This is a genomic window from Paraburkholderia sp. RHO2 (assembly GCF_050955445.1).
Lineage (GTDB): Bacteria > Actinomycetota > Actinomycetes > Mycobacteriales > Mycobacteriaceae > Prescottella > Prescottella agglutinans_A.
Map to the genome: position 1 here is coordinate 82,179 of NZ_CP162618.1, position 23,392 is coordinate 105,570.

12 protein-coding genes and 3 pseudogenes are annotated in these 23,392 nt (G+C 65.0%); 13 read left to right on the forward strand and 2 right to left on the reverse strand.

Annotation, left to right across the window (positions count from 1 at the left end; genetic code table 11):
• The first annotated feature begins 48 nt into the window (after positions 1 to 48).
• Together ABTV10_RS25500 and ABTV10_RS25505 are read left to right on the forward strand one after the other, a co-directional pair.
• Entirely contained in the window at positions 49 to 1,245 is a 1,197-nt protein-coding gene (locus tag ABTV10_RS25500) for a M20 metallopeptidase family protein (protein WP_499035672.1), read from the forward strand.
• An 872-nt stretch (positions 1,246 to 2,117) separates the two neighbouring features.
• Positions 2,118 to 2,282, forward strand: coding sequence for a hypothetical protein (locus ABTV10_RS25505; RefSeq protein ID WP_499035673.1), 165 nt, complete (start codon positions 2,118 to 2,120; stop codon positions 2,280 to 2,282).
• Positions 2,283 to 2,792: 510 nt separating this feature from the next.
• On the opposite strand, the gene ligD is transcribed toward ABTV10_RS25505, so the two are convergent.
• Positions 2,793 to 3,764: a non-homologous end-joining DNA ligase gene (gene ligD, locus ABTV10_RS25510; RefSeq protein ID WP_499035675.1), complete on the reverse strand. Its 972-nt coding sequence runs from the start codon at positions 3,762 to 3,764 to the stop codon at positions 2,793 to 2,795.
• 217 nt (positions 3,765 to 3,981) lie between these two features.
• On the opposite strand from ligD, the gene ABTV10_RS25515 reads away from it, so the two are divergent.
• Positions 3,982 to 4,773, forward strand: a complete 792-nt coding sequence (locus ABTV10_RS25515) for a hypothetical protein (RefSeq protein ID WP_499035677.1) — start codon at positions 3,982 to 3,984, stop codon at positions 4,771 to 4,773.
• Positions 4,774 to 6,617: 1,844 nt separating this feature from the next.
• On the opposite strand, the gene ABTV10_RS25520 is transcribed toward ABTV10_RS25515, so the two are convergent.
• Complete coding sequence (locus ABTV10_RS25520; protein WP_499035678.1) at positions 6,618 to 6,743, reverse strand: hypothetical protein; 126 nt, start codon at positions 6,741 to 6,743, stop codon at positions 6,618 to 6,620.
• A gap of 209 nt (positions 6,744 to 6,952) precedes the next feature.
• Between ABTV10_RS25520 and ABTV10_RS25525 the strand changes: the two are divergent.
• The 10 genes and pseudogenes from ABTV10_RS25525 to ABTV10_RS25570 all read left to right on the forward strand — a co-directional run.
• Positions 6,953 to 7,142 (forward strand): annotated as a pseudogene (locus ABTV10_RS25525) (ATP-binding protein); the annotation flags it as partial.
• Positions 7,143 to 7,409: 267 nt separating this feature from the next.
• Entirely contained in the window at positions 7,410 to 7,655 is a 246-nt protein-coding gene (locus ABTV10_RS25530) for a hypothetical protein (protein WP_499035679.1), read from the forward strand.
• A 9-nt stretch (positions 7,656 to 7,664) separates the two neighbouring features.
• Positions 7,665 to 9,080: a radical SAM protein gene (locus ABTV10_RS25535; protein WP_499035680.1), complete on the forward strand. Its 1,416-nt coding sequence runs from the start codon at positions 7,665 to 7,667 to the stop codon at positions 9,078 to 9,080.
• Between the two features lie 2 nt (positions 9,081 to 9,082).
• Positions 9,083 to 10,372, forward strand: a complete 1,290-nt coding sequence (locus ABTV10_RS25540) for a S8 family peptidase (RefSeq protein ID WP_499035681.1) — start codon at positions 9,083 to 9,085, stop codon at positions 10,370 to 10,372.
• A gap of 1,049 nt (positions 10,373 to 11,421) precedes the next feature.
• Positions 11,422 to 12,039: a hypothetical protein gene (locus ABTV10_RS25545; RefSeq protein ID WP_499035682.1), complete on the forward strand. Its 618-nt coding sequence runs from the start codon at positions 11,422 to 11,424 to the stop codon at positions 12,037 to 12,039.
• Between the two features lie 191 nt (positions 12,040 to 12,230).
• Positions 12,231 to 13,226, forward strand: a pseudogene (locus ABTV10_RS25550) (IS3 family transposase); the annotation flags it as partial.
• Between the two features lie 533 nt (positions 13,227 to 13,759).
• Positions 13,760 to 14,089: a winged helix-turn-helix transcriptional regulator gene (locus ABTV10_RS25555; RefSeq protein ID WP_499035683.1), complete on the forward strand. Its 330-nt coding sequence runs from the start codon at positions 13,760 to 13,762 to the stop codon at positions 14,087 to 14,089.
• 21 nt (positions 14,090 to 14,110) lie between these two features.
• Positions 14,111 to 14,374 (forward strand): annotated as a pseudogene (locus tag ABTV10_RS25560) (transposase); the annotation flags it as partial.
• A 1,577-nt stretch (positions 14,375 to 15,951) separates the two neighbouring features.
• Positions 15,952 to 20,190: a hypothetical protein gene (locus ABTV10_RS25565; protein WP_499035684.1), complete on the forward strand. Its 4,239-nt coding sequence runs from the start codon at positions 15,952 to 15,954 to the stop codon at positions 20,188 to 20,190.
• Positions 20,187 to 23,318 carry a hypothetical protein gene (locus ABTV10_RS25570; protein WP_499035685.1) on the forward strand — a complete coding sequence of 1,044 codons (3,132 nt, stop codon included), beginning with the start codon at positions 20,187 to 20,189 and terminating at the stop codon, positions 23,316 to 23,318. The genes ABTV10_RS25565 and ABTV10_RS25570 overlap by 4 nt, the downstream gene beginning before the upstream one ends.
• The last annotated feature ends 74 nt before the right edge of the window (positions 23,319 to 23,392 follow it).

A 23,392-nucleotide genomic window follows, 5' to 3' on the forward strand; every position in this document is an offset into this window, starting at 1 on the left:
CCAACCCTATCCATCACCAACCATCCATCCCGAAGCCGAGGAGACCCGATGACACTCTCGACCCCCGACCTGATCCTGTTGCGGCGGGACCTGCACCGCAACCCGGAGGTCGGCCTCGATCTGCCCTGGACTCAGGCCCGAATTCTGCGTGCACTCGACGGTCTCGACCTCGAAGTGTCCACCGGGGTCTCGACCACGTCGGTGACCGCGGTGCTGCGCGGAGGCGCGGTGCAGGGCAGCGACAGGCCCACGGTTCTGATCAGGTCGGACATGGATGCGCTGCCGATCGTCGAGAACACCGGGCTCGAGTACGCGGCCACCAACGGCGCCATGCACGCCTGCGGACACGACCTGCACATGGCGATCCTCGTCGGTGCGGCGCACCAACTCGCGGCGCGGCGCACCGAACTCGCCGGCGACGTCGTGTTCGTATTCCAACCAGGGGAGGAGAACTGGGGCGGGGCACTGGCGATGCTGGCCGAGGGCGTACTCGACGCGGCGGGCAGACGGGCCGACGCCGCTCTGGGCCTGCACGTGTTCTCGTACGACCTGCCGGCCGGAGTGTTCGGCATGCGCCGCGGACCCATGATGTCCGCGTCCACCGCCTTCACCGTCACCTTCGAAGGCAGCGGCGGACACGGTTCGGCGCCGCAGACCGCACGTGATCCGATCGTCGCGGCCGCCGACTTCGTCTCCGCCCTGCAGACGGCCGTGACCCGGTCATTCGGCATGTTCGAACCCGTCGTGGCGACGGTGGGACAGATCGCGGGAGGACACAGCGGCAACGTCATTCCCGACACCGCCCACGTCAGCGGCACAGCCCGGGCATTCACCGCGGATCATTCGGCGCGCCTGCGCGAACTGGTGGCGCGGGTTGCCGAGGGGATGGCAGCCGTACACGGCGTCGGAGCGTCGGTGGAACTGGAGCAGGTCACGATACCGACCGTCAGCGCTGACGCCGAGGCCGATTTCGCAATCTCCACCGCACGAGCGACATTCGGGCCGAAGTCTGTGCGCGTGATGGAACAACCCTTCACGGCGTCCGAGGACTTCTCGTGGTTCCTCGACCAAGTCCCCGGAGCATTCGTCCTCCTCGGGGCCTGCACGTCCGACCGTGATCCGGCATCGGCGCCGTCCAACCACTCACCATTCGCAACGTTCGACGACTCCGTGATAGAGATCGGCGTTCAGTTCGAGACGGAGTGGGCGCTGCAGCGTCTGAGGGCTCTCGCCGCCCTCGGGTGAGGGACCCAACATCGCGGCATGTAGAAGACGCGCTCCAACCGCCGCGTTGCCTCGGTTCGCCTGGCGCTACCTCGCCAGTAGACAAGCCGCCAGGCGAATAATGTGACGCGGAATGACGATGCGCTCCATGCGTCACCGAATCAGCTCCTTCTCGAGGAGGAAATCCGAAGGTAAGCAGGAGAGTTCCCATGCTGTGGGCCACTGGCGCGATCCTCGTTGTCCCACTCGCGAACTGGGAACGATGAGGCCGGTTGCGGGGATCACGAGCCATAACGCGATCCGGGTAGCGCGGTCGGGGATCCAGGCGAGTGATGTGACTGTTGCGAGTAGCAGTCCCACGACGAGGCCAATGAGCGGGTACACGAGTGCCGCCGGCCACCACGGGGGACCACCGTGGTATCGAGGTGATCGAGCGTGAGGATGAAGCCGCCTTTGATCGAGTCCGTCGACGGCTGGGGGAGACCCGAACGAGTTGGCGGTGGGCGACGTATCGCCAGCGGATGAGGGAACAACCTGGACGCACTGGAATGGCGTGTACGGGGGCACTACCCGCGGCAGTGGTATCCGTCGTTGGAGAAGCACAAGACGATCTGGATCTCCGGGCAGTTCGCAGAGCGAGGCGCCGACGACAAGTTGGTAGAGCTACCCGCGGTGACGAAGCTCAGTCAGCCGCATCAGTTCCGCTATTGAGGCCCCTCGGTACGCGGGTGAGCGTCCGCACTGTCGGCGCACGCTTCGCCTGCGCCTGCATCGTCGCTCCGTCAGGCTGTCGGGCTGTCGGGCTGTCGGGCTGGTCGCCTAGTGTGCCGCGTACGGGGATAGCCCCGATGGTTGCTCGGCGGCATCACACCGGGCGTCGAGAGAGGAAGCTCATGCTTGATGACTACGACCGTGGTTGGCGCGCTGGACGCAGAGCAGCGGATCGGCACGCCAAGAACCCCCAGCATGAGGTCAACGATCCCAAGGTGCCCTCCCTCGTGGCGGACCCCGCGGTGTACATGCGCGGCTGGCAAGACGGGTGGTTCGACAACCCGTAACCACACTCCGCGTGCTCGCGCCAGCATCCCGATTCTCGACATCTCGGCGCCGGGTCCGGACCTTGTCGGGCCAGATAATCGTCTGCAACACCGCGCGACTGCCGCCGAGACGATGGGCTCACCAACCCCAGGATCACTCGGAGACTGCGATGGCAGCCCTCGTCGCCACACATACCGCGTGGGATGCCACCACGCACCCTCACCGGACTCAGCTTGGCGATACCCCCACCACCCGCAACGACATTCTGGTCGATCTGTTTCAACTGGGCCGGCCGCGAGGTTCATCGGCATTTTGTCGCTGTGGTCACGGGGGGGCGTGGTAACTGAAGTCAACGGTGCTGGCGGACTGCGGATCCGGATTGATCTGGCCGAGGCCGTGAAATCGACTGACTCCAAACGGAAACGGGGAAGGTCAACCAAGGAAACCCTTTGGCCGCCCTGCCCCACTCATCGTCCATGCACCGTCACATGGCTGTCTCCACCTGAATGGTCGCCACGGGGCGACGACCATCAGTGCCGGCCCGGAAGGTCGACCTCTTCGGGGGACTTGTCGTCGCGCAGGCCCTTCCAGCTGGGGTGCCGCAGGCTACCTCGGGTGTACTCGCGGTACTCGAGATCGCCGACAAGTTCCGGCTCAACCCAGTGCGCGCCCTTCGCGTCCCGAGTCGGCGGGGGAGTAGCGAGCGGGCGCGTTGCCCTCTCGCGTGACGCGAGCTGGTCGCGCAGTGATCGCCGGGTCGTAGTACTGAAACCGGTACCCACGCGACCGATGTAGACCAGCCGGCCCTCATCGTCGTACGCGCCGAGCAGCAGCGACCCGATCCCGTCTCGGGCGGTCCCGGTGCCGTAGACCCAGCCGCAGATGATTCCTTCGGTGTTCTTCCTCAGCGGAGTCTTCACCCAGGTCGGAGCCCGCCGACCGGGCCGGTATGTCGAGTCGACGCGTTTCGCGACCACACCCTCGAGGTGGTGCTCGCGGGCCAGCGCGAGCATACGGTCGCCGGCGACACCGGTCCAGAACGGCGGCACCTGCACCTCCCGCCGTGACAGTGCGAGGGCGTCGAGCAGCGCACGTCGCTCGAGATACGGCAAGCCGGTCGTAGATTCACCGTCGAGCGCAAGGAGGTCGAAAACGTAGTAGGTAACAGGAAAGTCGTTGCGCAGCTGCATAGTCGGCCGCAGCACGTGCATTCGACGCTGCAACCGGCTGAACGATGGCCGGCACTTCGCATCCAGGGTGACGACCTCACCGTCCAAGATCACGTCGTGGCCGTCGGCGGCGTCTGCGATCGGGGCGGTGAGTTCCGGGAACGCTGTGGTGATGTCGTTGCCGTTGCGGCTGAACAACCGGACCGTATCGCCGCGGTCCTCGGTGACGGCGCGCTGGCCGTCCCACTTCATCTCGAACGCCCACCCCTCACCGGCCGGTGGCTCGCCGAGCGTGGCCAGCATCGGCGTCGGCGGAGCCTTCGCGGCACTCATAGCCCAGATTGTGCGCGGCCGGCCCGCCCTGCGTTGCGGAACGGATGAAGGATGCTGCGGACGTTGTGAGCTGGCGCATCCGACAGCAGAAACGGCCGTTTCTTGGATGGCGTCCGGGGATGCCAACCGGATAGTGCAAACTGCACCGTGCACCTGGATTCCCGGTCCTTGGGTACGGGTTCACCCACAACACCGCTATCGAAGGACGGGAAGAGACATGACCGGCGAGGAAACACGGTACGAGGTCACTGAGATCAAGGCGATCCGGGGCACTGAGTCGAAAACGATCACAAGCAAGCAGCAGGAAGGCTGGGAGCTGGTCACACAACAGAAGAGCGGCCTGCGAACCACCATGACCTTCCGTCGACCAAAGCCAAAGCCCCCCTGGCGATTGTGGGCCGCACTCGGCGGTGCCGGTGTCATCCTGGCGGGCATCTTTACTCTCGCGGCGCTATTGGAAGACGACAGCGACGCCATGGCAGCTTTGAGCGCCGAGCAGTCCTCCCCGCAGCCTGCTCCGGAACGGGAAGCGGAACCCTCCTCGTCGGCTGACCCGATGATCTGTGAGACGAGCCCATTCGAAAGTTCATGCAAGTTCGGCCAGACCGCGATCTACAGCGACACGGTGCGGTCGGGCGAGGTGAAGCTGGAGATCACCGTGGGCGCACCGGTCGAGTTCACGCCGAGTGAGGACGCGATCATCCCGTATGACCTGCCTCTGCAGCCCGTGAGCGTCTACTTCCCGATCACGGTCAAGAACACATCGCCTGAGTTGGCCCTGCACCAGAGTTCGATCCTTACCCAGGCGACGAACGCCGAACAGGGCGAATACGACGGCATCCGGTGGGTGAGCGACGGCGACGTCGGCCGCCTCACTGGATTTGGCGAACTGCCTGTGGGCGAGTCGTTGAGCGTCAAGGAAGGCTGGACCATGGCCACGCTTGAACGTGCCGAGTACAGCTTGTCGATCGATGGTCTATCCGGCTACGGCATCAAGTTCACGCGTTGATCACCTACGGTGACGGGCTAGCTCGCCGGGAAACGGTCGTTACCGCAGACCCGTGCACACCAGTACCGAAGTCCGCGCAGTCGACTTCCGGCACCGGCAGTACACCGCGGCCGTCCGGCGCCGGACACCTCGCCAGACGACGCGGTTGCACACGGGCACTGGATGTCGGGAAGCGTCAGCAGGCCCGCGAGATTCCGGCCGTCTCCAGGTAGGTGAGAGCGGAGAACTTATGGACGATCTCCATCCGGTGGCGTTCAACGATCCGGACGCGCCGACGGTAGGAGCGCGTCTCGCAGTATTGCCGGCGCGCGTGGTGGGCTCACGGGAAGCGCCGTGACCGGCGGCCCCGACCCGATCGTTGCAGCGGTTCCTCGACCAACGACGCGGCTACGCGGGTGGCGTCGACGGCCAAGAGCTTCTCGGCGTAACGGCATGGGCGACAATCGCGGTAGTCAGCACATGAACGGTTGGCGGGTACTGCTGGTCGCGTTGGTGGGTGCGGGACGCATCGGCTGTACAACCGATGCGGGAGAGGATGATCCGCCTTCGCCGGTGACGACGGGTTCGTCTGCGCCGACGAGCGCTCCCACACAGGAGCCAGTAGTCGAGTCGCCACCGCCGACCGTGACGCCCGAACCGGTTGAGATCACGGTGCAACAGCCCCCGAGCCCGGTAGAGAAACAGCCGACCTCCGTCATCATCGGCTGCCAGGATGGAATGGGACCGATCGAGACGTACTGGTCCGACGGGTCGGTCACCGGGTACTCGGACTACTGCCAGGCGCAACACGACGCGGCGCTCGCCGCCGAGGTGGAGGCCAATCGCAACGCGCCCCGCAGGCAGGAGTCCACCTACACGCCGCTTCCGCAGATCGCGCCGAAGGACGAGTACGGCACCTCGTACCGCTGCACGAACCGGATCAACTACGCGGGTGATCCCTCCGGTCGAACGTCGAAATCAACTCCATCGGTGCCACCACCGGCTACTGCCCCGAACCGATCAACTGACCGCATCAAGCACGTGGCGGCTCGCGCTTCGAATTCCACTCGTACGGGACGTCGAGCCCATGCGTGTGGTCGAATGCACCGTCATCTGCATCAACGTCTATGGAGTCAACTATGGACATCCTGTTCTGGCTGTACGACCTCTTCAATGGCGGTCCGCTGACGCCGTTGAGTGGATCGCTTTCGGGATCGCTTCAAGATTCCGCTGCATCGCTCGAGAGTCTCGCGGGATCGCTCGGCAGTCTCGCTGGTTCCTAAAGGAGTTGTGGCCCATCGGGCCATGGCAGCCATCGGCCAGGGCCGGTCTCACAAAAGCCGATTAGTTCCGCCAGATTGAAGATGAGGTGGCGTCGTGAAGAAACGACGGTGGCCCGCCCGCGATCGGAGGGGCCACCGTCGTCAGGTGCCGGATCAGTACCGAAGAGGCTGCCCAGACTTGACGAGCCGCCTCCGTAGTCTTCTGGCTGTCCCGTCTCGTCACGGTCGACTCCGGTCACCGACAGGAGAGGCGGGCCGTCCGATGGGGTGCCGTCGCCAACAACAACCGGGATCGAGAACTGTCGGTCGTCCGTCGTTCGAACGACGAAGTGGATGCTGCTGTTGTTGTCGCTCTGTCGTCGCTGTGAATCGTCATCGTTGTTGTCATTTCCCGGCGCTCTGACCTGCGGTGTGACAACTACCGTGACGACATCCGGCTGCGATCGTGGTCGAGATCGTTGGCAATTGTTCGCGAACCCGCCGCTTGGACCCGGGCTCGGTCGACGTCTGCGCTGGAACGCCGGAGCGATGCGGCGGTGCCCGTTGGATTAGCCCACCGCAGAACTGCGCCGCTGCTTTACGTCAAAGGTCCCAGTTCGCGCAGATGTCACCACCGGCCGACAGCAGCAGGCCGTCGCCGTTGCTCGTCATATAGTCGGTCGGCATCTGCGAGCGCTGCCCGTGCTGGGTGGCTGCAGTGTCCAGCAACTCATGGATAGAGCGAACACGCAGCTCAATCGGCTCCGAATACGGGCTCTCGTGGGGACCTCACCGTGAAACCGCCGACACCGGTCGGTGCTGGCGGTTGGGAGGTGACGTCGACGCAATTGCATATCCATGGCGCGCGTGCGGATACAGTGAGCTACGTTGCAGTGCTGGTGAATCCGCTCGGCGAGGAGGGGCCATTGCACGATTCCCGTGAGGAGAAGAACTCCGTGGCGATCGCGTCCAACGAGTCGTTTTCCGGATGGACCAAGGCGTTCACGAACCCGCGGCTCTGTGCTGCGATCAGTCGACCGACTGACGTTCGGAGGCGCCATCATCGAAGCCGGCACAGACGGTTACCGGCTCGCTCAAACCAAGGCCGCTACCCAAGCCGCGAGCTGACCGCCCCGTCTCGCCGGCGACCTCTACGACGTCGTCCCGACCGACCCGCGCAGGACGTTACCCTCGACGCCACGACGTCCAACCCGGACATCCCAATCACCCGAACCCCAGCTCACCACAAGCGGTGGGGCCAGTTCGAGCCGACATACCGGGGCCAGATCAGGTTGACAGATCCACTCGGCGTCGTTCCCCGTTCATGTAGCACGTGCTGGGCTTAAACTGGTTTCGCCCGGACTTCACATACAAGTGAGCTACGAGGAGACTGCAATGGCAGACCCCAAGCCGGCAGACCCCAAACCGGCAGACCCTCAACCCGGTGTGACACGTATCGTCAAGCTCGGCGTGGAGACACTCCTTATCACGCGCATTGAGAACGGGCAGGACGTGCCCGACGGTGAATACACAATCAACAAGATCGAGGCTGTACCGGCCTCGACCGCCACCGGCGCCAGCCCCTGCGGGGGGAGATGCGCCCGCCAGTCCATCTGCATCGTCCGGTTTGGCGTAGAGTAGGCCGGCCTCATGAGCGGTGAATTGCAGAGGTCACGATACAACTCGTTCGTGCGCCGGGGTGATGACTGGATCGGCTACAACGCTCGCACAGGCACCTTCGCTCGCCTCTCCGCCGCCGTTGGCGATGCGCTCCAGTCGTGCGAGCCGGTGGTGGAGACGGGCGACACGCCAGACCTGCTCGAGATGGGCTTCCTTCATTACGGTGACGAGCTACAGCAGGTGATCTCCGTCTATCAGAGCGGGCACGCAACTGGCGACGCCATCGGCCTCACGATCGCGCCGACACTCGCTTGCAACAAGGCGTGCACCTACTGCAACCAGAACGAGTACCGCGTCGACCGTGTGATGTCGCCCGAGACTCAGGACGCAACGGTGCGCTATGTGCGCGCGAGGGTTGCTGAGGGCTGGAAGTTGGTCAATTGCACCTGGTATGGCGGTGAGCCACTGATGGCTGCCGATGTCGTCGTAGACCTCTCTGTAAGGCTGCGACAGGTAATCGAGGAGGTCGGCGGAACACTCGAACCGATGGACATCATCACAAATGGCACGCTCCTCGACCGGGCGATGGTGAAGCGGCTGACGGATGTCGGCATCACCACGGCGCAGATCTCGTTTGATGCGCTTGTGGACGAGGGTCGAGAGAGCCGAGGCGTGCTCGATCCCCATGGCGAGCCATCCGTGATCCTGCGGAACGTGATTCACGCCGCGCAGCATCTTGACCTCAAGCTGCGCATCAACGTCCATCGCGGGAATGCCGAGGACGTGCCACGCATCCTGGAGGTTCTGCGCGAATACAAGCTGGACCAACTTGCCAACCTCGCTCGCACCGACGACCTGGGCGGCGAGGCGGGCTGCGTCACTGGACCGGATGGCCAGCGTTTCAGGCCGCCGGTAAAGACCCTGCCGCTACACGTCATCAGTAGCACCAAGCCGCCTGCGCCCGTCAAGGAAAACCCAGAGGTGATGAAGAGGCCGGAGTACGCCCGCTTTGAGGAAAGCCTATTCCCGATGCTGCCGGACTCCCCCCGAACTCTCATCTCGCGGCTGACGCCAACGACGCACTTCTGCGGCGCCACAATGGGAACAATGTTCGTGATTGACCCGGCTGGCGATATCAGCCGCTGCTGGGAGAGCGTCGGTGTCGCGGCTGAGGCGATGGGTAACGTCCGCCAGGTGGACTCGGACATGACGGAAACAGCGATCGCGGAGCAGTGGCGGTCGATGTCGCCGTTCGTTTATCCGTCCTGCACTGCGTGCCCAGTACTGCCGTTGTGCATGGGCGGCTGCTCCCACCCGCGCGTGTTTATGGGCGCCAAGAAGTCCCCGTGCGAGGCGATCAAGTTCCAGATCCGTACCGCGGTGGAAACGATCGGCCAGATCGTCCGACTGCCGGACCTGCAGCCAGCCGGGGGCGAGGAGGACTAGGGATGCCCAAGGAACAACGTTCCTTCCGCGTGCGGCCGGGTCGAGACCGGCTCGTGCAGCTCAAGCCGGATATGATTCCACCGATCACTGGCTTCGGCACGCTGATCGCGCCGAACACGTTGCTCGTCCCGAACGAGCTGGCGGACGAAGCAAACCAGGCACTGATGGGCGATGTCTTCGACAACGTGACGATCGAGTTCCCGCTGGACCCGCCCACCGGGGCGGGGAATGGGTTCGTCGACAACGACGACAACTGGGGAATCGGCCCAGCCGGGCTCCACGCGGCCCGATTCTGGGAACGGGGGTTCCGAGGGCAAGGGGTGCGCATCGGCATCTCCGACAGCGGCATGGAAAGCGCGCATCCGGCGTTTGCGTCGCTGATGGCAGAGAGACGGCTGGTTGCGTTTGCCCACTTCAATAAGCAAGCGGAGAAGCAGCTGCAGCATGGAGCGGACGGCGCGATGCTGGCGGACACGGACGCGGTGCCGACGTTCGGCCACTGGCACGGCACGCACTGCGCCGGCGTGCTTGTCGGCCAGCAAACCGAAGGCAAGGCTCACGGCATGGCACCGGCAGCGGAGCTGGCGGTCTCGCGAGTCTTGGATGAATCGAATGAAGGCTCGCCGGCGGGCATCGGTGCGGGGCTGTGGTGGCTTACGGAGCAGGCTTGCGACGTGGTCTCGCTTTCGCTGGGTTGGCCGGGGAAGCACGAGGAGTGGGCGACGGCGATCTGGGCGCTACTCGATGCCGGAGTAGTCGTGGTCGCGGCGGTGGGCAACGAGTTCTTGTCCGCAGGCGTACCCAAGTCCCGATCGCCAAGCAACTACCTGACCGCGCCGCGCGACACGACATCCGGCATCCTGATCGCCGTCGGCGCTCACGATCAGACCGGCGCCGTATGGGACGAAAGCGGCGGCGAAAAGGTGGACTGGAGCCAGGTGAAGGTGGGACAGACGGACGGCAGCTCGCGGCCGTCGATCTTCTCAAGCCAACCGCCACGGATTCTCCCGTCGCTGGTGGCGCCAGGTGTGGCAATCGTGTCATCCGTGCCCGAGGGCAGGTACTACTCCTCGCCGGGCAGCTCGATGGCGACGCCGCACATCGCAGGCCTACTCGCACTGGTGCTCTCCGGGCTGCGCACACACGACGCGAGAGTGCGCCCCCGCGTCGCCGCGGATCTGGTGCTGGCCAGCCTCGCGGACCTGCAACCAGCCGGCACCGATATCCGTTCCGGCGGCGGCCGGGTTGACTTGGACCGCCTGCTGGATGCGATCGACGCGGCGTCTGGGTGAACACGCGAGCCGGCCCGGACCGCGGGGAGACCGACTGCCCCGATCCCCGCGATGGTGGCGATCTGGCCAAGCTGCTCGTCCGAAGAACCCATGAACGTACTCCTCTTTTGACTGTTTGGTTTACACACCAGTCGCGATGAAACATGTTGCACGACTGGGCGTAACCACATTCATGCCCGGCCGCTTCTCTCGTGGTTCATACCCTCCGGGATGCGCTCGCCGCGCTCGGCAGGCCAGTACGAGATGGCCGCCGCGGCCATCCGCAACACATCGGCGCCGACCGCCACGAACGCACCGACACCCGCACGGGCGCCGCGAGGTGTTGGGCTGACTCACAGAGCGCCATGCAATGGTTCCTTCATGTCGGGGACCGACACGGTCGCCGATTCAGGGAACCCGATCTACACCACCCCTGGGGACTCACCCGAAGGCCAGCATGCTGCAGTAGAGCGCTTGGTTGTAACCGTGATTGCTGAGATTCAGCTATCTGCAGCTTGCTGGTGCCGGCCTGTTGGTTTCGGGGAGCGTATCGAGGCGCTTTGGCGGACTGCAGAACTCATCACACAGTTGCGCCCGGCACGACACATGGCAGTCGGCTGATAACCGACAGACAGGTGCGCAGCAAGCCCGCAGCGAGTAGAGTCCACACCATGCCGCCGAATGGAAATCGGCGAAGTTCGTTGGTGGACTGCAGAACTCATCACACAGCTGCGCCCGGCACGACACATGGCAGTCGGCTGATAACCGACAGACAGGTGCGCAGCAAGCCCGCAGCGAGTAGAGTCCACACCATGCCGCCGAAGGGAAATCGGCGAAGTTCGGTGGCGAACTGGAGGGTTCGAGCGACGGGACCGCGAAAGATCCTCGCCGGTAGGCACCCGAGGCGGCGAGGTTTGCTGAGTGCTCGACGTGGGTCACGACAGCCGATCCCTATGAGTCGCTTAGATCGTGCTCGGTTTGCGAGTAGTGCCGGCTTGAATTGTTGGCCTTCATGTCGGCCAAGGACAGTGCAAGGCCGCATCGAAAACGACTAGAGTGGGAGACAGTCAATGACCACCCACAACCCCTACGCGGACGACCCAGATCGAGGGGGAGCCTTCGAACTCGGCTACCTATGGGGATTCACGAATCCTGCAGACGACAACCCTCCGCCGTATTCACCAGAACTGCTCGAGGTCTACCTAGAAGGTGTCGATTCCGGCAAGGAAGACTGGGGACGCCCCCCTGGTTCCGCCAGCTCGTGGGCGCACTGGTCTGACCTCGAGGGGGAGAGTGATTACGACTGGGTCGAGCATCTGTTTGTTGAGGGGGTCGCCGAATGGCTCGCACATACGTTTCACAACGCAGCATTCGGTCTGGCTGGCCTCGTCATCACTGTGGTCGGCATACCCACCGACACTCCGTTGCATCCGCTCGACGACGACTTTGAAGAGCTATATACCGGCCCCGAAGACGATACGAACGTCTTCTACGTCGCCATGTGCTCCCGAACGGACCATCCGATTCCAGCCATTGGTACAACTCCCGAAGGCTACTGGACAGGGTTGGCATACAACGACTTCGGAGCCGCGATCAAAGAATCCGTTGCGCATGAACATTCCGAAGCATTGGTTGCTCGCTGCAGTCTCACTGACAACACGTGCGGACTTGTCTGGGCGGCGAGGTAGCGGTTCGCGCGGACGTCCCGGGCGGCCAGGTAGGGGCGATGATTCACACCTCATTCAGTGTGTCGTGATGGAAGCCCGCTGACCACACGCAGGGGGATGCTAGTAGATGGTGGCGCCGGTGGGGACTGCCCCCGGTTTGGTTGACATCTGATCTGTGAGGACTGCTCCTCACAGGTGGAAGGATGTTTCCCATGCCGAAGCCGTTCCCCGATGAGTTCCGCCGCGATGTCATCGCGGTCGCCCGCAAGCGCGAGGCCCCGCTGCGCCAGATCGCGAAGGACTTCGGAATCTCCGAGGGCTGCCTGCACCGCTGGCTGAAGATCGCCGATCGCGAGGACGGCATCAGCGCAGGCGGGAAGTCCACCGACTCAGACGAGTCCGCCGAGCTGCGAGAGGCCCGCAAACGGATCAAGCTCCTCGAGCAAGAAGCCGAGGTCATGCGCCGCGCCGTCGCCTATCTGTCCCGGGACGTCAACCCAAAATGATGTTCCCGCTGGTCCTCGACCTCGCTGCTGACGGAGTGCCCGTCACGGTGACCTGCCGGGTTCTCGGATTCTCCACCCAAGCGTTCTACAAATGGAAGAAAGATCCAGTCACACAACGTGATTGGGACGACGCGCATCTGATCAACGTTGCTCGTGTCATCCACGCCGACGATCCGGCCTTCGGCTACCGATTCATTGCAGACGAACTACCCGAATACGGCATCGCCGCCGGCGAGAATCGTGTCGCCAGGCTGTGCTCGCAGGAGCGCATCTGGTCGGTGTTCTCGAAGAAGCGAGGCCTGAACAGAAAAGCCGGCACGCCGGTCCACGACGACCTCGTCGACCGCCAGCTCGCCGCTGGGCGGCCTAACGAGATCTGGCTGACCGACATCACCGAGCACCGCACCGACGAAGGCAAGATCTACCTCTGCGCGATCAAGGATCGTGTACTCGAACAAGATCGTCGGCTACTCGATCGACTCTCGCATGAAGGCCTCGTTGGCGGTGTCGGCGTTGCGTAATGCAGTCGACCAACGCGACCCGATTGGAACAATCGTCCACTCCGACAGAGGGAGCCAGTTTCGATCACGTAATTTCGTACATGAACTCTCGCACAATGGGTTACGTGGCTCGATGGGCCGCGTTGGGGCGTGCGGCGACAACGCTGCGATGGAGTCGTTCTTCGCCCTCTTGCGGAAGAATTCGTCAACATTGTTGGCGATTGGTCAGGATAGTTGGCCAACAACAGGTCGCCGGCCCGCGACACCGCCACCAGTGTGCCTGGTTGCCGGCGACCCGACTCCACGCCGGTGTCACCACCCCGCCCGGAGATGCGGCCGGTCGAGCAACACGCCGATCGGTGATCGAATGCGGCAACTACAACGAGTGGATCGCCCTCGCCGCCGCCGACCAAGGCATCTGCGCCACACCAGCTTCGGCGACGCGGCACTCTCCTGGTCCACTGCTTCGCCGTGATGGAAACCCCGGACGGACATCTGTCGGTGACAGCGAATACTCTCCCCCGCATGCCCGACACACAGCAGATAACGCAGGCTTTGTCCGAGATCGTCGAACTCATCGCACCCGGCTCGAAGCCGAGCCAGCGACGATTGGCCGAGGCAATCGCCGGTCGTGGAGTCACGAGTGGTCAACCATCCTGACGAATGGCCAAGATGTGTGAATTGCCATCGAAGTTGGCATTTCGCGGAGCTCTGACCTGTGGTGTGACAACAAGTATGGCGACGGCACGGTGCGATCGTCGTCATCGAAGTTGGCATTTGTTCGTAGACATTGCTTCGCGCGCCCTCTCGGTGGTGGGGGAGCGCTGGTTTCTACTGATCGTCCGGGAGGCGTTCGACGGCGCGCGCCGGTTCGGGGAGTTCCACTCCCGCCTCAGGATCGCCAGAAAACTCCTGACAACGCGGCTCGACACCTTGATGGACGCTGGAGTGATGCGCCGCGTTCCGTATCAGGAGCCCGGAGATCGGCAGCGTTTCGCCTACGAGCTCACCGCGCAGGGCCGGGCGTTGCGGCCCACGCTCGAGGCGCTCGTGGAATGGGGGTGATACGTACTTCGAGGACCCGCAGGCGACAAGGCCTACACGTCGAAAGCGGACCGGGCTCATCTGTGGTCGAGAGGCATCGAAGCGGTCGTCGCCGAACCGGACGACCAGACACGAGACCGCCTCCGACGGGGCAGCCGCGGTAGCCGCCCCGCCGGGTTCGACGCCGACAAGTACAAGCGCCGCAACGTCGTCGAACGACCCTTCGCCACCCTCAAGCGATGGCGCGGACCGGCAACCCGCTACGACCGTGAGGATGAACGCGTGCCGCCCCGGGCAGTGGTCTGACCCGCGTTGCGATTGGCCTCGATGCCATGTGTTTGATCTGTCGACCACGCGTCCGGGGCGGCGCTTGCTGCTGTCGGGTCGACCAGGCGTGGCTCTGTAGGGGCCTTGCCGCGAACAGGGCACCGTCACAGTCCTGACCGCCTGCGCCGACGCGGCGACGGCCATCCGTCCCGAGCCGTCCGGAGACCAACAACCTTGTCCAGCATGCCTTACCCGACGCCGCTGGTAACTCCGTCCGCCCCAGCCGAGATCGTGCTGGGAGTCGATACGCACAAGGATGTGCACGTTGCGGCTCACTCACCGCGTTGAGTGTCCTACTTGCCGCCGCGACGTTCCCGACCACCGCCACCGGCTACCGCCAGCTGCTTGCTGGGCTCGCGAGTTCGGGCCGGTGCGCCGGGCCGGGTGGAATGCACAGGCTCGTACGGTCCCGCGCTGGCACGCGCTGCGCGAGGCGATGACCGGCTTGGTGGTGGCTCCTACGGCGGCCGGTCAGCTGTTGCAGGTGACGAGACTGAGACTCCAATGCGGTGTGATGGTCACGATTTGGTGGGAGTTGGGTTGAGTTGTGAAAGTTGATGCGCGCGTCGGCCTCAACGCTGTCAGACTCAGTATGGCGAACGCTGTTGGTGCAGTCGTCCGCTCTCTGCAGGAACAACGGTAGTTGACACCACTTCCCTCAGGGGTGGGTGATGAGTTCGTTGCGTGACGTCGTCCGTCAGAGCCCGATCACGAGAGGCACGGTCCTGCCGTCGGCGGTGGTGAGCTTGCTGGATTCTGTGGCTCTCCCGCCAGGGCCCGTGCCCACAGGCCCGGGGCCCGTCTCTGGTGTGGGTACGGGAACGGGCGCAGGCATCGCTGGCGCGTTGGGCGCCGCACTCGAAGGCCCAGTGAACTGGGTGCTGTCCGAACCGCCCGATGGCGGCGACGGTTTCGTACTTCGGGTGACGGGCGCAGCCGCCGGTGTGGGCGCACCCGTCGCTGAAGTGCAGGAGGCTCGTCGCGACGAACTGGCCACCGAACCGGCACGTGCCTCGATGACGCCGATCGGTGGTCCCGTGAAGGTCTCTTTCGTCGGCGATCTCACGATCAGCGGATCGCCGACGCGTCCGGCGGCGGTGATCCCTGGCATCGGAGCCCGCGCGCTGCTTTCGACGCGTCACATGCTGCTACCGGGCGGACTTGGGCTGACCTTGCCGAGTTCCGAGATTGCGCTCAGCGCTCAGGGCGCCCAGTTTGGCGCGGTCGAGTTCATTGCGCCGGCGGCGCTTCCGATCGTCAGTGGCCTGGTGTTGCCAGCCAGCCTCTCCTCGGTGGAAAGTGGCGAGGATGTGACTGTACTGGTTCCGCGCACTCCATCGTCGCCGGACGGACCGCACGTCTCAGGCGATTTGCGACTCCGGCTCGACGCAGATGCGACGCTGGCTGACCTGGTGCCGACGGCTATGTCGGTCGTGCTTGAGCTACCCGGTGGTGGGTCGCCCTTTGGAGATGCGGGTCCACAAGTGCCGGAAACCGTTCGAGTGCGCGTCACCGCGTCCCGCCCGCCTAACGATCCAGCGGCGATCCAGGTCGCGGTGACGGCGGATTCCGACGGCGCCGATGGTCTGGTACGCGTCGCCGAGTCGGAGAATCAGGTTTCGGTCGCCGCTGGCGTAGCCACCGTACTCGGCCCAGCGATGGGGGCCCGGGCGCGGGAGGCGGGGGCGGCAGCGCTGGGCGCCCTGTTCACCGCGGCACGGGATTTCAATCTTGGCCCACGCTTTGCGTCCCTGGGCGGGATGGTCCTGCGGGCTGTGACCTTGGAGGCGTCCACCAATGACGGAAAGGTCCCGGTGACTTTCGACGTCGAAGGGGCGGTACGCGCCAGGGAATGGGAGGTCGGGGACCTGCTGAAGATCGGCATGGAGCGCCCCATGCGGATACGGTGGCGCAACGTTCGATCAGTCATCGACGTCGCCGAAGGAGCAATCGAGGACGCGATTAGGCTCGACCTCCAGGGTGCGAGACCCGATGTGGTCGACCCGGGCGGCTGGCACGTCGAAGGGCCCGGCAGCCTGTTCGAAGTTGTCGGCAGCCGTGGTGGTAGCGGCTCAACCTGGTTCGAGGTGGATCTGCGGTTCACTGTCGACCTCGGCCCGGTTCGAGTGTCGGGCGCGACCATTCGAGCCACCTTCGTCGGCAGCAACCTGGATCCAGACATCGGGTTGCGTGGGTTGGACGCCTCGGTCGATCTTCCGGGTGTCCTGCGTGGCGGCGGAAAGGTCTCGATCACTCAGTCGCTCGACGTGGAGTTGTGGGCGCAGATCGTGCCGCTCCACGTCAACGGATTCGTCGCGGTCGCCATCGACGGGCCGCGGGTGACGCTGTCCGCGGGGGTGGATCTACCGGCACCGATTGTGTTGGGCTCCAATGGACTCGGCCTGTACTCGTTGGCTGCCACGATCGGGACGGACTCGGCACTGCCAGTAACCAGGCCGGCCGACCCAATGAAGTCGCTTCTCGAGTGGAGACCGTGGGAACCCGACGGGCTCGTTCCGCGCCCGGGTGATCTGACGCTCGGTGCGGCCGTTGTGGTCGGCACCGTCGCCGATGACGGTTTCACAGCCAATGCCCTCGGCGTAGTCGGCGTCACAGTGCCCGACTTCGCGCTGCGCGTCGGCCTGGATGCGGCATTCCTGACCGACCGCCATGAGGGACACACACTGAGCGACCGCGACAAGATCCTCGAACACACACAGAATCCGGGACTCTTCGTGCTGGGCGGTCTCTCGGCTACCGCGGATGCCCTCGACGTGGGGTTGGAGGCGCACGTGCTCGTGCCCTACCTGTTGAAGGTCGACATCCCCGCCGCGGGACACTTCGACGCCGCGGAATGGTGGCTCCGTCTCGGTTCCGACGAAGGGATCGGGGGAGTGGCCGCCCGACCGCCAGGACCGATGAAGGCCGTAGTCTTCCCGGGACTCGGACCACTCGAGGTCGAGTCGGGCTGGGCGTTCCTCATGATTCACGGCAACGGGATCGACAACCTTGCTGGATCAAAGGTGCACCTGGACGGGTTCGCTGTCGCCGCCGGAATCGGCTTCCATCAGGTGTATGGCGCCAAACCCATAGTGTGGGCCGAAATCTCAGCCAGCCTGATAGCCGCCATCGGTACCCGACCGATCACCATCTGGGCGCAGGGACGCCTCGACGGCAGCGTCGGACTCGGCCCATTTCGTATCGGGGTGTCCGCGATAGCGACCATCCTGCTGTCGGAGGATCAGGTCGATTTGCACCTCAAAGTGTGTGCCGTTGTCGACCTGTTCTTCACCGAACTCGAAGGATGCATCGAAATCGGCAGCGACACCAAACCGCTGACGAAGGCGCCACCGCCCGACCCCTGGCCGCTGCCCACTGTCACCCTGGCAGACGGTATCGGCCGCCTGCTTACCGACCCCAACAAGCCGGCGGCTGGTCACCTGACCGCTGAGAACGGTGACGCACCCTCCGCCGGGTGGGCCTCGACCCTGACCGTGTGGCCCGACACCATCCCGCTGCTGACCTTCCCGATCGCGCCTGTAGTCGATGCCGGTGCCGGAGTACGAAACGAAGTTCACGCTGGCCTGTCTGGGGCGGGGCGCTTCCAGCACGAGTGGCACCTCACTCAAGTGCTGCTCGAGAAGATCACCCCGGCCGGCGCCGAGGCAGTGCCGTTGGACGCTGCGTCGGCCTGGCAAATCCCCTCCAGTCTCCATGCTGACGCGCCACCGGCGCTCACCTCCGACCAGCGGCAGCTGGCACTGTTGACTGTGCAGCAGGGCCTGTCGCTGGTACACCAGGCCGCCCCCGCCGACGGCAGCATCCCGCCGAATGTCGTGCACGCCGCCGACGCGTGCCACCGGGATCCCTGCGCCGGAGGGGCGTGGACCTTCGGCGCCGACGCCCGTCGACTGCCCGAGCCCCGGTCGTGGCGCACGCTGGCGCGCGAGAGCCTCCTCGTCGGGTCCCCCACCAGCTGGCCGACGTTCACCCGCGGTGTCGGATTCGACGTGATCAGCCCGGCCGACAATCCGGTCGAACTGCTCGCCGGCGTCGCCGCCACCGGGTTGATCGACGACGGCGGCGTCGTCAGCTTCGCCGATCCGATCGAGGTCGACGCGACATCGTTCGACGGCGCTCTGCGTTTGTGGGGCCGCACCGCTGCAGTCCAGGAGGAGCAACCGCCAACGGCCAGCCACACGGTTCTGTTCCGTGAGCCAGTCGCCGAGGGTTACCTGCTCATCGACACCGGCGACGCAGACCGGGTGACGGCGACAGTAGCCACGGCCGACGGCACCCGGTCAGTCGACATCGAGGCGGCTGACGGCCCACATGGCTTGTGGCGGATCATCGTGGCACGCGCCGGCGATTCTCGTGCCACCGCGGTCGAACTGAGTGCGCAGTCGTGGCAGCCAATAGCCATTCTCGGTCTATGGGCCGTATCCGCTTACATGGTCGACAACGCGGCCACCGCTGGGTCGGATTCCGCAGCGCTGGCCGGGCTGCTACCCGAGACGTTGGTCGACGGGTCAGGGCGGCTCGTCCTCGATGCAGACAGCCGCTACCGCATCACCGTCACCGTGGCCTATCACGATCGCGTGGACGGCACGACAGCTCCCACCGAGGCCGACTCGCGCACAATGCGTTGGTTCTTCCGCACCGCGGAGAAAGACCCCAAAGCCAAGGCCGCGCAGACCGGCGGACCCGCAGCCGCCGATGCCACCGAATGGGGCGACACCGTGGCCGCACCCTGGAAGAAGAACAACGTAATCGCCACCGCCAAAGCCGGATTCGCCCGAGTAGACCGGTTCGATCCCGGATTCCTGTCGCGCTACCTGACCGGCTACACGCCCGCGGACCACGAACAGTTCCATTTCACAGGCGACCCGGTGGCGGCGACGTTCCGGGCGCCCCACATCGCGCACCTTGTCGCCAAGCTGGGACGAGATATCGGGCTGGCCGCCCGGCGCACCGACCAACGCGAAAGCGACCACACCTTCCTGTCGAGCGAACTGCTGGAAGCGGTGCTAAACAACGGTGTTCACGGATCCGAACTGTCGGCCGCCGACCTCCTCGGTGCCGCAGCCGCACAGGTCGGCTGCCCGGCGATACCTGACGGCGGCGAGCTCAACGGAACACTGCCACTGCTACCCCAAACCTCATACGAGCTATCGGTCGGGCTGCCGCTGGCAGGCCGGGCGTTCAAACCCGGTGACCCCGAACTCGACGGCATCACCTTCACCACCTCCGCCTACCGCGGACCGGTGGAACTGATCGAGGCATTCAACTTCGGATCCGACACCGTCGCCCTTGCCTCGACACCCACCGCGCACGGCGATCTGGCGATCGGCGCCGGCGGTGACGGCGACCCCGCAGCATTGGCTGGGTTCACTGACGGGGCAATCACCGACGACGCCGAACTCGAACAGACCCTCGCCGGGATCGGCCTGCCGCCACTGCGGCCGGTGACACAACCGCGCAGCACAGTGCTGTGGGCGCGAACAGCCGGACAATGGGGTGTGGCCGGGTTGCTACTGGAAAGTCCCGAACCGCTGAACCGACCCGGACGTATGTGCATCCACAACGCGGCCATTAACGCGGAAGTGTTCCCGATCCAGCGAAGCTCCCTGCCCGGGACTCGGGCGCTGTGGCTACGCCAACACCCCACGACCCTGCCCGGCCCGGCTCCGCTGGCCCTCGCCGCAGACGACAAAGGTGCACCCTTCCAACGCAAAGCGCGGGTCGAACCACAACCACGATTCCTGCAGGGACCGATCAAGGCGGTGCAAGCATGAGTGTGTTCTGCCGGTCTACCGTTGCGCTCGGCGAGGCGGCCTACATCGCCGCTGACCAGGAGGACAGCGTGCCCGACGGCCTGTACTGGCGTATCACTCCCGGGGGCTCGGCCGATCTTCCTGCAGGGCCAGTATTGTTGCGCCACATACAGTTCGAGGATCCCAAGCCAGTCAGTGTGATGGATGCCGCCACCGGTCAGCAACCAGAACCTGGGCGGCAGGTCACCCCTGATTCCCCGGTGCTGCTTCTGCCACGGACTCCGCCCGGTGCGATCATCGGATGGGCCTACGTACAGGGTGAAGGCAACATCCGAGTCGCCGCGATCTCCGGCCGCATCACAGTGGGCGGAGGCTACGTGGAACTCTCGGCACGAGATCGCGAACCCTACGCAGTGGCAGGCCACGACATGGCCGGTCTCGTGGTCACCGGCGACGGCCGCATCATCGAATCCACCTTCTACGCGTTGCCCGCCGAGTTCGTCGGCGACATCGGAGACATCCTCGGCAAGCCGCAGGTCCACTCGATACCCGAAGACGCCATCCCCGTGCGCGGCTATGTCGCTGCGGGAAATGCGGCCCACTGGCAGCAACGAATCGAGCGCGCCGCGCCGTATCGGTCGGTGCCCTACTCGCTGACCGACCCCGGCGGGCCCTGGGGGCCAGGTGAAGAGTTGGACCGTGTCGACCGGATCGCCCGCGCTCAGAGCCACGACGAGGACGGCGTGATGACGGAGTGCTCCGTCAGCGGCTGGTTACGCAAGGCCTACGAGGCGCTCAGCACGGACGCCCGGGGACTCATCGAGGGCGCCAACACTGCGGCAGGCAACCCCTACCGAGTCGTAGCGACACAGGCCGCGCCCGCGGCGTTGGCAATAGGCGCCCTAGACCCTGGAATCGCCCGCTGGCTCGGCCGCTCCGGAACGCTGCCGCACGGAGTAGTCGAAGAAGCCCAGCAGCACGGCCTTCTCGTCGCGACTGTGCCGCTCCACGTCTACTCCCGCCGGCTGCCCGCAGGCGCCCCCACCGTACGAAACGCTGGCGACGATGGCATCTACGATGATCGCATCGGCGCTGGCGGCAGCTACCTGAACCTTCTCCAAGAAGTCCAAGGATGGCCAGAGCATCCCGAATTCGGCCAGCCCGACGTTCTTTTGGCACACATACCTTTGCCCTACTGCTCAGAGATCACACCTGCACGGCCAGTGCAGCCACATGTAACAGGCGCCCCCACAGGTGGCGGCGTACCAGGCGGATCCGGACCACTGTGGGCACCTGACCACCCGCGAAGGTGGGAGCATACGATCGCTATCGGTGCACAACCGACCACGACCTACGCACTGCACGGACCAATACCTCGCGCGCCGGTCGCCTTCCAGCGTACCGACCCATCGCCCGCCACTCTCCATCCAGAGGCCGGCGACACCGGCCTCGCCGCACCGCTACTGCCCGGATGGGACGACACCACAGGCACGGCCACACTGTCAGGTAGCCAAGCAGTCCCAGACCGCGCGCAGGCAGTGCCTGTCACCTGGTCACTGGCCCTCAGCGACTGGACCGGGCGGTGGGGCGAAGCGGCCAGCACCGATGCCATAAATCCGCCCGCACCACCCGCGCCGGCCCCGCCCACCATCGAAGCCGGACTTGACCGTCAGAACCCTCCCGCCGGAGAACCGGCAGCATCCCCCGGAGATGTCCACGTGCTTTTCCGGGTACCCCCGGCGACGCTGCCCGGCTCCCTGCCGCTAAAACGCATCCGATGGACCACCAACGGGACCGCCCGACCCGCACTGGAAATCGCCGGCCTCGTACCTGCAGAACCGGATCCCGCGGCACTGCAGGTACGGGGACAGTTCCCCGCACCGCCAACAGTTCCTGGTCAGCATCAGCAGACAACAATCAAGGCTTATGTGGAGGACAGCAACGGAACACCCTCCAAGACAGAAGAACTAGTCATCGACTTAGATGACGCGCGGCCACTGCGGCCACCCACCGTCGCACCGCACATGCTGGCCACATCGCGTCGCGCGGCCGATCCGAACGTGTCAGTGACACTGACCGTGCGCGCCCCAAGCCACAGCGGGGCGTACCGGCTCTATCTGGCATCGGAATCTGCGCTGCGCACAGCCGCACGAATCCCCCCACCCGGCCCCGGCACCAGATCCACCCGCGCTCAACAACTCAATGAGCACTGCGCGGACACAGCGCGCCAGGCATCGATGCTGGCATTGCCCGAGCCGGTGCCCGTGATATCTGGGCTGGTCACGGCCCGACTGGAAATACCGGCCGGCACCGTCGATATCCTCGCAGTGCGGGCGGTGCCAGTGACTGCCGAAGTAGATACCGCTGGTCGAATCGTGCGCGACGGCGTGGAAGCACCTTTCACCTCAGCCAAGCCAGCGTTCGTTGTCGTGCCACTCGACGACGTCCCTCCCACACCGGAGCTGACCCTGGCCCCAGTGGGCGACCCAGGTGAAACAAGCACCCCGGTCACCGCCACGGTCACCGTCCGCGGCGTTCAATCCGCGGTGCTCAATCGCTACGCACACGAACCGATTCGAGCCCGCATCGTCGAAGCATCCACAGACGGAGACCCATGGTTCTGGCCCCAGGTCGCCACCACTCCATTGACCCAGTCGGCGGCCGACCCCACCGTATTCACCGCCCAGGTGACAATTGAGGTGCCAGCCTGGTCCAGTGCAGGACTGGCAGTCGCCGTGCAATACCCACCCGAAGACACGGTCGTCCCCGGCGCCGACATCATCGACGAACCCGAAATCTTCGCTCGGGGGCCCCAGGGCACCCGGATCGAATCACCGTGGGGCCCGATCTCGGTGCCCGCTTGGGTACAGGTAGAGGGCACCGAACCGCTGATCTCGGCGCAACCCGACGACGCGGGCGGCCTGCGAATTGCAGCTACCGGCCTTCCTCAACTCCGCTCCGGAACGCCCGCCTTCCGAATGCACGTGTACGGCTCAGGGGGACATCAAGAGTTGCTATCAGAAACGGTGACAGCGACTGACCCTGAACTCCTCCTCCCCGCAGATGCCGTCGGGGAGGAGCAACAGCTTCTCGCAGCACTCGAGACACCGTACGGCTCAATTCTGACCCCCCACGACATCTCGAGGTAATGCACACACGATCCAACGAGCTTCCCGGCCGGGTCAGTCCCTGGGGCTACGGTCAGCCACTAAGAAGGTGAGGG

Excerpts from the sequence above, each read along its gene's own strand:
- ABTV10_RS25555 (WP_499035683.1), top strand. The coding sequence starts at position 13,760 with ATGGCGACGGCACGGTGCGATCGTCGTCATCGAAGTTGGCATTTGTTC.
- ABTV10_RS25530 (WP_499035679.1), top strand. The coding sequence starts at position 7,410 with ATGGCAGACCCCAAGCCGGCAGACCCCAAACCGGCAGACCCTCAACCC.
- ABTV10_RS25540 (WP_499035681.1), top strand. The coding sequence starts at position 9,083 with ATGCCCAAGGAACAACGTTCCTTCCGCGTGCGGCCGGGTCGAGACCGG.
- ligD (WP_499035675.1), bottom strand. The coding sequence starts at position 3,764 with ATGAGTGCCGCGAAGGCTCCGCCGACGCCGATGCTGGCCACGCTCGGC.
- ABTV10_RS25545 (WP_499035682.1), top strand. The coding sequence starts at position 11,422 with ATGACCACCCACAACCCCTACGCGGACGACCCAGATCGAGGGGGAGCC.
- ABTV10_RS25505 (WP_499035673.1), top strand. The coding sequence starts at position 2,118 with ATGCTTGATGACTACGACCGTGGTTGGCGCGCTGGACGCAGAGCAGCG.
- ABTV10_RS25515 (WP_499035677.1), top strand. The coding sequence starts at position 3,982 with ATGACCGGCGAGGAAACACGGTACGAGGTCACTGAGATCAAGGCGATC.
- ABTV10_RS25535 (WP_499035680.1), top strand. The coding sequence starts at position 7,665 with ATGAGCGGTGAATTGCAGAGGTCACGATACAACTCGTTCGTGCGCCGG.
- ABTV10_RS25500 (WP_499035672.1), top strand. The coding sequence starts at position 49 with ATGACACTCTCGACCCCCGACCTGATCCTGTTGCGGCGGGACCTGCAC.
- ABTV10_RS25570 (WP_499035685.1), top strand. The coding sequence starts at position 20,187 with ATGAGTGTGTTCTGCCGGTCTACCGTTGCGCTCGGCGAGGCGGCCTAC.